General features: G+C 35.2%; 12 protein-coding genes and 1 pseudogene. All 13 read right to left on the reverse strand.

Features of this window, described 5'->3' with window-relative positions:
• Positions 1-199: 199 nt before the first annotated feature.
• A complete protein-coding gene (gene secE, locus CJ191_RS08665) occupies positions 200-373 on the reverse strand; it encodes a preprotein translocase subunit SecE (RefSeq protein WP_102199526.1) in 174 nt (57 codons plus the stop codon).
• Positions 374-413: 40 nt separating this feature from the next.
• Positions 414-566 carry a 50S ribosomal protein L33 gene (gene rpmG, locus CJ191_RS08670; RefSeq protein ID WP_102199527.1) on the reverse strand — a complete coding sequence of 51 codons (153 nt, stop codon included), beginning with the start codon at positions 564-566 and terminating at the stop codon, positions 414-416.
• 200 nt (positions 567-766) lie between these two features.
• Positions 767-1,390, reverse strand: coding sequence for a sigma factor (locus CJ191_RS08675; RefSeq protein ID WP_102199528.1), 624 nt, complete (start codon positions 1,388-1,390; stop codon positions 767-769).
• A 63-nt stretch (positions 1,391-1,453) separates the two neighbouring features.
• On the reverse strand, positions 1,454-1,993 hold the full coding sequence (locus tag CJ191_RS08680; protein WP_102199529.1) for an NYN domain-containing protein: 540 nt from the start codon (positions 1,991-1,993) through the stop codon (positions 1,454-1,456).
• Positions 1,994-2,040: 47 nt separating this feature from the next.
• Positions 2,041-2,856 carry a 23S rRNA (guanosine(2251)-2'-O)-methyltransferase RlmB gene (gene rlmB, locus CJ191_RS08685; RefSeq protein ID WP_070468476.1) on the reverse strand — a complete coding sequence of 272 codons (816 nt, stop codon included), beginning with the start codon at positions 2,854-2,856 and terminating at the stop codon, positions 2,041-2,043.
• Between the two features lie 4 nt (positions 2,857-2,860).
• On the reverse strand, positions 2,861-3,286 hold the full coding sequence (locus tag CJ191_RS08690; protein ID WP_102199530.1) for a Mini-ribonuclease 3: 426 nt from the start codon (positions 3,284-3,286) through the stop codon (positions 2,861-2,863).
• 52 nt (positions 3,287-3,338) lie between these two features.
• Entirely contained in the window at positions 3,339-4,754 is a 1,416-nt protein-coding gene (gene cysS, locus CJ191_RS08695; protein WP_102199531.1) for a cysteine--tRNA ligase, read from the reverse strand.
• A gap of 162 nt (positions 4,755-4,916) precedes the next feature.
• Positions 4,917-5,687, reverse strand: coding sequence for an AAA family ATPase (locus CJ191_RS08700; RefSeq protein WP_180960965.1), 771 nt, complete (start codon positions 5,685-5,687; stop codon positions 4,917-4,919).
• A 45-nt stretch (positions 5,688-5,732) separates the two neighbouring features.
• Positions 5,733-6,905: pseudogene (locus tag CJ191_RS08705) on the reverse strand (IS256 family transposase).
• Between the two features lie 292 nt (positions 6,906-7,197).
• A complete protein-coding gene (locus CJ191_RS08710) occupies positions 7,198-8,259 on the reverse strand; it encodes an AI-2E family transporter (RefSeq protein WP_102199533.1) in 1,062 nt (353 codons plus the stop codon).
• Positions 8,260-8,309: 50 nt separating this feature from the next.
• Entirely contained in the window at positions 8,310-9,293 is a 984-nt protein-coding gene (locus CJ191_RS08715; protein WP_102199534.1) for a type I restriction endonuclease, read from the reverse strand.
• Between the two features lie 15 nt (positions 9,294-9,308).
• Positions 9,309-9,695 carry a hypothetical protein gene (locus CJ191_RS08720; protein WP_102199535.1) on the reverse strand — a complete coding sequence of 129 codons (387 nt, stop codon included), beginning with the start codon at positions 9,693-9,695 and terminating at the stop codon, positions 9,309-9,311.
• Positions 9,692-10,138: a restriction endonuclease subunit S gene (locus tag CJ191_RS08725; protein ID WP_102199536.1), complete on the reverse strand. Its 447-nt coding sequence runs from the start codon at positions 10,136-10,138 to the stop codon at positions 9,692-9,694. The genes CJ191_RS08720 and CJ191_RS08725 overlap by 4 nt, the downstream gene beginning before the upstream one ends.
• Positions 10,139-10,335 lie beyond the last annotated feature (197 nt).

Raw genomic sequence — 10,335 nt, forward strand, 5'->3', positions numbered from 1 at the left:
AAAAGGGCCATGCTTATCTTGTAAATAAACATGACCCCTCCTTTATTAAAAACTTAATTAAAAAAATAACTGTGATTATTTATTTTTGGTCACCAACACTATTTGACACAGAACCTTTTTTTATCCACACATTCAATTGATCCAAACAAAAAAACTGCCTAACTATAACGGCAGTTTTTTAATAGCTCTAATGGCTTTATTATAAGTTGATAAACCACGCAAAGGCCCATTGCGCTAAGGTATCAATAATCCCTAAGAAAATGGCCACCATGATAATTGTTGACAGTACGATACCAGTGTAACGTACTAATTCGCCACCAGTTGGCCATGTAGTCAATCGCATTTCATGCCATACATCTTTTAAAAATTGCATCTACTTCCCTCGCCCTCTATCATCTTTTAGTCAGGTATGACTATTTCGTCTCTTTATGCATTGTATGTTGGTTACAGTGTCTACAGAATTTCTTCACTTCTAAACGCTCTGTACGGTTATTGGCATTACTATTTGTTGTGTAATTTCTAGAGCCACATACTGTACAAGCAAGTGCTACTTTCTTTGTTGCCATAATTCACAAGCTCCTTGATTTATGATTCATTGTACATAGTACTTACTCCGATGATCAATGTCAATTTATTTTTCCTGCACTTTTAATTATACCATAAATAGCAAAAAGGAGTTGCACTGTCATCAGCCAACTCCTCAAAACAATTCATTTCCTGAGCATCAAAATATACATGGTTTTCAAAAGCAGAAGAACCGTCTACATTATAAATCGTCAAAATATTCAGATAAAATTTGGCGGTATTTTCGCTTACACTTGGCAATTAACGAATGTACTTGTTTCCTAGTATAACCAGTATAGTTTTCCATCTCTTCATAAGAAAATCCTAGTTTAAAATAATCATAGGCAGTTTTCTCCATAGCAGACAAACTATCCTCATACTTGGTAATAGTCTCATTGAAGAGATATACATATTCGGGTGGCAACTCTTTCGTCTGTAGCCGGTTTTCAATACTATTTTCTTCACCTTCATTTGCAAATAAGTCCAGCGAACGTTCCACCTTAAAATTCGCAATACGTTTATCTGTCATATGCATCCGGCGAATATCCAATAACCTATTCTTAAAAACATTTGCAAAGTAAGTTGTAAATGTAGCTTTACTATTTAATCGATACGTTTCAATCGCCTGAACTAAACAAATTCTAGCTTCTTGATAGTAATCATCATTCTCCAAGATATACTTTGGAACACGCCAACGATTAGCAAATAAAGTAGGTAAAACTTCTTGATATAATGCATCAAATACTTCTTCAGTAAGGTTATTTTTGCCTTGTAACACTAAGTCCAATACCTGTGATTGGTCTTTACTTTGTTTACGCTTTGCCATAGTTTATCCTCTCCATATAGATCAACCAAGCGCAGTCCAAAAGACCAAACACACCAAATTATGCTATTCACTTTTCTTATCAATTAAACGCTTATAAAAATCATTTAGTTTATCTAGCTGATGGACTGACCATGGTATGGATCTTTGATATTTGTTGTATTCATAATCATTACTACCATGTGCAATTTCCACATTGGTTTTCTGTACATCTCTATATAACTCTTGTGCTGATTGTCTTAAAGCACCTTTTTGGAAAACAATTCGCTGCTCAGCTAAATCACTCGTCGCAACCGTTACATTATGTAAGGGGCTCACCAAATCTACTATCATCTCTTCAATATATGAATCAGCAGTTTGCCCTTCACTAGTAAAGACGACATGTAGGTTAAATTGTTCATAAGTTTTAGAAATACCCGGGACAAACATGGCATCAAAAATTACCCATGTTTCGATATCATGATAGCCTACATAGTTAGAAAGGGTCTCTAACAATAAGTCTCTTGCAGCCTCAATTTCATCTCGATTTTTCAATTTCACAAGTAAAGGCCATGAACCAATCATGTTGTACCCATCAACGATTAAGCGTTCTTTTTTTAGTGCCATGTCATCCCTCCTTTCTTCGTTAACTGACTATGATATCAATTCCCTAATTAGCTATTACCCATACGACTTTGATAAATTTGATACATTAATAATCCTGCTGCTACACTAGCATTTAAACTTTGAACGTGACCACGCATTGGAATGGTAATCATGCCGTCAAGGTGTTTTTTCACACCTGGTGAAACGCCTTTCCCTTCATTACCAATCACAACAGCAATTGGAAGTGTCGCATCCATTTGCCACATGGATTGACCTTTCATATCTGTACCAAATACCCATACGCCACGTTCTTTTAAAGTATCAATGGTTTTAGAAATATTGGTTACACGTACAACCGGCACATGTTCAATCGCACCAGTTGAAGTCTTGGCAACCACTTGCGTTAACCCGACAGCGCGGCGATTTTGAATAATGACACCATGAACTCCTGAAGCATCAGCTGTTCTTAAAATAGAACCTAAGTTATGTGGATCTTCAATGCCATCTAGGACCATAATAATAGGGTCTTCGTTAGCGGCTTCGGCTTTTTTAAAGATATCCTCTAATGTTGCATATTTGTATGCTGCAATAGCCAATACAACACCTTGGTGGTTACCGCCATCAGAAAGCGTATCTAATTTTTCTTTTGGTACATTAGACACTAAGATATTTCGTTTGTTCGCAGCTTTTAAAATCGCTTGCGCATTCTTTTCATTTAAGCCATTTTGTAAGAAGATTTTGTTGACGTCATGATCGCTTTCTAGCACTTCCATTGCGGCATGAAAGCCATAGACAAAATCAGGAGATTGCTCTAAAGCTTCCTTATTATTGGTTTTACGGGGTTGTCTATCTCTGTTTTTTTGTCTTTGATTATTTCTAGCCATGTGCTTACTCCTCTTTTTGTGCGTGTTGAATGTATTGAATACAGAAGGTTGCAATGTCTTTAAAGCGGTCTTGATCATTTAAATAAGCAAAACCCATCAACGCTTCAAATCCAGTTGCCAGTCTATAAGTATGAATATCTGCGTTTTTAGCGCTTGAGTGACTTTTCGCGTTACGCCCTCGTTTAAAGATGGTGATTTCATCTTCAGTAAGGAATCCTTCCTCAGCTTGCATCGCCTCTATTAATAGCGCTTGTCCTCTTGCGGAGACAAATTCAGTAGCTGCTTTATGTAAATCCTTTGGTTTCGTTAGGCCACTTTTGACCAAGTGATCACGCACGACAACCTCCCAAGAAGCATCTCCCAAATAAGCCAAGGTTAGGCCGCTTAGTTGCTTGATTTCATTTTTTGATAAAGACTCTTTTTCAGACATTTAGTTGACTCATTTCTGTATTGATTCTCATTACTTTCGTTTGCACTTAAACTTACGCACGCTTCCAGCGCGTACCTTGAGCAGTATCATCAAGAATAATACCCTCAGCTTTTAATTGATCACGAATTTCATCCGCACGGGCAAAGTTTTTATCAGCACGCGCTTGATTACGTTCATCAATTAAAGCTTGAATATCATCCGCCAACAACTCTTGTTCATCGGATAAAGTGACCCCAAAAATCGTTAACAGGGCTGTAAAAGTTTCTTTGAAAGCTTCAAGAACTGGCACTGATACTTCTTTTTGGTTTGTATATACATTCATATCACGCATTAAACGATAAACCACAGTTAAACCATTAGGCGTATTAATATCATCATCCATCGCTTCAATAAATGCATTCTCTATATGCTTAATTTGCGCTAAGATGTCCGCATCATTATCTAAGCTATCTTTAGCGTCTTTAAAGCGGTAGTTTAAGTTCGCATAAGCTGTCTTCAAGTTGTTTAAGTTTTTGGTGGCATCTTGAATATTTTCTTCGTTAAATCTTAACGGCGACCGGTAATGTGCTGATGCCAAGAAGAAGCGAACCACTTGTGGATCGACTTGTTGGATTAAGTCATGGGCTAAGACAAAGTTACCTAAAGATTTAGACATCTTCTCATCATCATCACCCATTGTCACAAACCCATTATGCATCCAATAATTAGCAAAGGTATGGCCTGTATGTGCTTCAGATTGAGCAATTTCATTCTCATGATGTGGGAAAGTTAAGTCATGGCCACCTGCATGGATATCTAAAGTATCGCCTAACAGTTTCGTTGCCATCACAGAACATTCAATATGCCAGCCCGGACGACCTTCACCCCAAGGAGAAGTCCAAGAAATTTCACCAGGTTTAGCTGCCTTCCATAAGGCAAAGTCTACAACATCCTCTTTCTTCGATTGGCTATCTGCTTCCAATCGCTCAGATGCCCCTGCCCGTAAATCATCGATACTTTGATCAGATAGCTGACCATATTTCTCAAATTTACGCGTTCTATAGTAGACATCACCGTCTACTACATACGCAAAGTCTTTATCCACTAAATCCGCCACAAATTGAATGATATCATCCATATTCTCCACAACACGTGGGTTTTTAGTAGCACGTTTCACATTTAAAGCATCCGTATCTTCATAGAATGTTTCAATATACTTATCCGCAATTTGTTCAGGGGTTAACCCTTCTTCATTCGCACGGTTAATAATCTTATCATCCACATCTGTAAAGTTAGACACATACTTCACATCAAAGCCACGATACTCAAAATAGCGGCGTACCGTATCAAAAGCAACAGTAGACCGGGCATTCCCAATATGAATGTAGTTATAAACAGTAGGACCACATACATACATTGAAATATTTCCTGGCACTAGTGGTTTAAACTCTTCCTTCTGATTGGTTAATGTATTATAAATTTTTAACATAAATTTGCCCTTCCCTACTACTTGTTTAACATTACAAAAATAATCCTGAGTATTATTAATAGTTAATCCTGATTTTAACACATGCAAAGAGTTATTAAAATTATCTATTCATTAGTTTGCTATACAAGCGTAAACCATTATAATCTATCACTTAATATATATTTATTTACTACCCTCACTTAAAGTATCATTATATATATTCTTTCTATGTTCAAATGATAAGCTTCCGCCTTCTAAAATATGAATAATATCCTTCTTTATAGACAAATTCAAAGTATATCCCGACTTTTTAATCCATCCATTTTTTCCATCTGACTCCATAACTATTACATTTTCAACCAAAGAATTAGTTACAATAGTAGAACTATGTGTTGCAATAATAACTTGTCTTTTTTCTTTTAAGTTTTTTAACTGATTTACTAAGTTTGTATAAATATATCTATTATCTAAGTTATCTTCTGGTTGATCAATAATAATAGGTTTCGTTTCATGTGAATAATCACCATGGTTGAAAATAACAGTTAACATAGCTACAACTTTTTGTCCTAATGATAAAACAGAGATATCTTTAAATTCTGATTTTCGATTATTGAATTCAAATGCATTTATATTAAATGAAATTGAATATCGACCAATATTACGCAAAATTTCTGTAAAGAAATCAGTAAAATTAGTTCTATTTTCTATAAAAAATCTATCAAAAATAATCTCAATTACTTCCCTAAAATTCTCGCTATTTATTGATTTTAAGTTTTCATCAGGTGGTCTATTTTGCCTTGCAAAAGGAGCTATAGATGGAAACTCAGTAAAATTTCCATTAACTACATCTGTAAGCAAATCAAATAATGATATATTTCTCCCTAAATAGAATAGATAACTTTCAATTTCTTTTCTTGTTATATCATAAGTATTTATTATACTCGAATAAGTCAAGTCCATAATCCTGTGTAAAATGCTATACAATGTTTTACCGGTCTCTCATTGATCAAACTTAATATATTTTCTTGTAGAACTGAGCCATTCGTCATGAAGGTCCATAAGGACAGCTCCAATTAATCGATTGGCTGACGTTCGGTTGGGAAAAATCCGAATAATCTTTTCTCTTCTGTGGACTTCCTAGTTCAGTCGTTCAAGAAGGTTGGTGCTTTTTAGCCAATTGTGACCATTTCCGATAACCGTGTATTGAAAGGCATCTTCGAAGCCATTATCCAATGTTTCGCAAGCTTTTGTATATTTAGACTGGTCGATATATTCACCGACTAAGGCATTCTTAGCTGTTCGAGCGAGTTCAATATCCGTAAACTTAAAGATCGCTTTTACTGCTTCTCTAACCGGTTTTGAATTCTTTTTTGGAATGGAACTGAAGATGTTTCCTAAAAAATGGACCTGGCATCTCTGCCAACTTGCGTTGGTAAATGACTTACGAATTGCAGACACTAGGCCTTTATGGGCATCAGAAATGATGAGTTCTGTCCCCTGTAGACCGCGTTCTTTTAAGTATTCAAAGAAGATGGACCATGTGTCATCACTTTCTTCATTTTGGATCATGAAGCCAATGATTTCACGATCTCCACCTTCTGTTATCCCGATCGCAATATGGCAGCTTTTAGAAAGCACTCGATGGTCCTCACGGACTTTTATGTAGAGAACATCATTCATCAGATAAGGATAACTCGTACCTGAGAGTGAACGGTTCTGCCATTCGTTGACCATCGGGTCTAACTGCTCAGTCAGGCTAGAAACAAAAGATTTCGATACCGATTTTCCACATAGCTCTTCAACAATCTTTGAAACTTTACGTGTCGAAACGCCTGAAACATACATCTCAAGCATTGAAGCGAGCAGTGCCTTTTCATTTCGCTGATAACGCTCAAACACCGTCGGAGAAAATTCACCATCACGTGTTCTAGGCACTTTTAACTTGAGTTTGCCCACACGAGTCGTAAAGTCTCGCTCATAATAGCCATTTCTTTGACTCTGACGACTTTCTGAACGTTCATAGTCATCGGCTTGAATATATTCTGTTCGTTGATTTTCCATCAATTGGTTGAAAACAGTGGTCAAAATATTTTTAGAAACTTCATCTTTTACCGAATGTTCAATAATACTTTGAACCTCTTCGTTGTTCAGTGTAAAATGTACTTGGGTCATGTAACGTCCTCCTGGGTATGTCTTTGTGGTTAAAAACATTGTACCGTAAAAGGGCTGTTACATGGCCTTTTATCTTTTACACAATTATATGGACTTTATCTCTTTTTCATTTATACACTTCTTCCAAAATAACATAGTTCATTAAAAAACCATATTATCATACTTTTTTGTTTTATTAACAGTTAGAAAGGGCTTGAAAATTTTCACTCAAGTCCTCAATTCTAATGTATTTGTATTCATTTTTATTATCTAATATTTAATTTTTTCTTTCTCAACAAAATTAAGAATTAGATTAAATTGGTTTTGAATCAATCTCGCTCCTAAACTCTTTTAAGTATCTTAAAGCAATCTTTAGAAGCCCCATCAAGGGAACACCTATTATCATACCCAAAATTCCCAGCATATTCCCAAAAAATAATACCGAAAACATTACAAGAAGTGGGTGTAGCCCCACTGAATGGGACATGATTTGTGGAGACAGGAATGCAGACTCAACTTGCTGGATGACTACAATCAGCATTGTAACCCAAAGTGCCATTATGGGACTTTCCATAAAAGCAAGTATAACTGGCAAAACCCCTCCAATCCATGGACCAAAGTAGGGTATTATATTTGTAATCCCAGCAACTAGACCTATTGTCAGAGAATATGGCACTCCAATAATCCAACAGCCCATCCCCGTTAAAATACCTACAAATCCAGCCACTGTCAGCTGTCCTTTTATAAAGCCTCCCAACACCTTATCCACCTCTCCGCCCAGTTCTTTAGCCTTGGCCAGTCTTTTTACAGGTATTTCTCCAGTAATTGCCTTCATTATCCTATCTTTATCCTTAAGATAGTAAAATGTAATTATAGGAGTTATAATAATATCCAGAAAAGTCCCAGTATATGAGACAAATCTATTGAAAACTCCTCTTAATGAATTTCTAAGAACCTCCCCAATATTCTTGATCTGTTCATCCAAATTTAAAAACTCCTGAACCCCTTCAGGAATGAAAGGTATCTGTCCTGACTGGAGCTCTCCCACAATTTTTTCAATAAACTTCAATATATTTGGAATTTCATCTATAAATACCCGCAAATCCCCTGTTAGTCTTGGTATTAAGGTAGCAAAAGCTATGCTGAACAAAAAAAACAAAAGAACAAAGACAATTAGGATTGCCCATATCCTATTGACTTTGTTTTTTTCCAGAAGTTTAACAGCAGGATTCAATAAATAAGCTAGAACTAGTGCATAAATAAATGGATTTATAATATTCCTAAGTGGATTGTATATGTATGCAATGATAACAATCCCAAGCAACACAAGCCCTATATCAAATAATTTCTTCTTTTCCGGCATGACAATTTTCATTTAATCCCTCCTCTTAAAATCAAGTATTACTCTTCAATGCTTTTGTTTATTTATTCATTTAAAGTTCCTGAAACCCTTGATTTAATAACACAAACTGCACCCATCACTATTATGACACCTTCCCCGGTTGTATGCCAGACATATCCTCCATGACGAATACCATCTTCACCCCAGCCTAAAGCAGCTCGTTCAACCGCTTGTAAAGCATAAACCTGATATGGACGCATAATCATGTGTCTTCGGTTTTCTTCATCTTGGGCTTCATCAATAATTAAATAGTCTCCAACTAACTGATGAGCCATTGGAATCATTAAAAAGTGTTCAATCACTTTCTGCCAGTCATTGATTGGATTATTATCAGCATCTGCCCACTGAAAAACAAAACTTTTGTTAAAGTCATTAATAGATTTTGGTGCCGCAAAATAACGAGTGGCGACTTCCGACATAATAACCATCATTTGAGAGAATGCCATGAAATTATTGACAAATTCTCCATCTCGATAATAACGTTTAAACTGTCCAAAAGCTTCGTCTAAAGATTTATCTGTTCGCTTTTGTTCAATATTAATTAACGGCAAGCCATTAATTAATAAGACAACATCAAAGCGATTCCCATTTTCACTCTCCACTTCTCGAGCAATTTGATAGCTCGAGTCACCCCCACGAACTTGAGATTTTTTAAAAATTGTTAACGTAATTTGTTGGCGAGTTATACCAGGATGATCATCTCGGTAAATTCCATCAATTTTTCCAGTTGATCCTTCCATCGCTAAGAGTTTGGCTGCTTCAAAACTATTATCAATTTGTTTTACCTTTGCCATGACTTGTTCGAACTCTGCATCACTTAAAGGAACTCCTTCTAATTGATCAACGTTCATTCGATTTAATTCATGACGCCAATTCTCAACTAAGTGATTGACCGTTACGCGTTGTTTATTCCCATCTAAATGATCAGGTGCTTTCCATTTATATTTTTCTAATTCACGCACAAAGCGATCTTGAAATGCTTGTTCTGATGATGTTTTTTGTTGCATACAATTTCCTCCTTTCTAAACAAACATATCGTTTAAATAAGCTTGTTTTAGTTTCTCTAGCTTTTCTAATTTACTCTTCTCTAATTTTTCTGCTTCATCTAATTCATTAATAAATAATCCAATTTTCTTGATCTCTTGATTATCAATTTTATCCTCCATTTTATTGAATGGAACATTAATATCTAAATCTAAAACTACCGGACCACTAAACTTTACACCCCAATTAAATCCCCCAGTAGCTTTTCTTAAAGTTTCTACAAAAAATATATATTCTTCTTTCTCTAAATCGTTATTTATCAAAACCCTCATGATATTTGAGGTAAAATAGTTTTCCTCTTGCAAGAATATAGCCTCAGGGTTATCTATTGAAAAACTAATGCTTGGCGTATTAAATATTTTCATCTTAATGATGTTTTTGGTAATCTATTTCCACTTAAAACAGTTGAAAACACTTCTCTCATTTTAATCGTCTTCCAAGGTTCTGTAAATCCTTCAAATCGTCTCTTCGGATATTTTTCTCCTTCTTTTGGAAACATCTCCGAAAGATAAGCAGATTTAATATCTTTTAATTTATTTACTTTCGATTGTTGCAATTGAATCATTTCGTCAATTTTTTTAAAGAAAATACCTATTTTTTGCTGTTCATAAATATTCTCTGGAATTATTACATTCTTCTCTTCCATTCCTGATTTAGTTATGTGAACCATTGTTGATCCAGTTACATTAGATAAAATTTGTTTCTTATCCTCTTCTAGTAATTGAAGTAAAAATATTTTATCTAGTTTTTTATTTAATTCTATTTTCCAGATGTGATAATGATATATTACTTTTTCACCTTTCCAGATATGTCAAGTCCATAATCCTGTGTAAAATACTATACAATGTTTTACCGGTCTCTCATTGATCAAATTTAATATATTTTCTTGTAGAACTGAGCCATTCGTCATGAAGGTCTGATATGCTCCCCCTAAAGTAGACACTTAATAAAATAAGTCTGCTTTAGAGGGGATTTTTTTATGAATAGAAAAGTATATTCTGCAGA

The sequence above is a fragment of the Aerococcus viridans genome (genome assembly GCF_002871935.1).
GTDB lineage: Bacteria > Bacillota > Bacilli > Lactobacillales > Aerococcaceae > Aerococcus > Aerococcus viridans_B.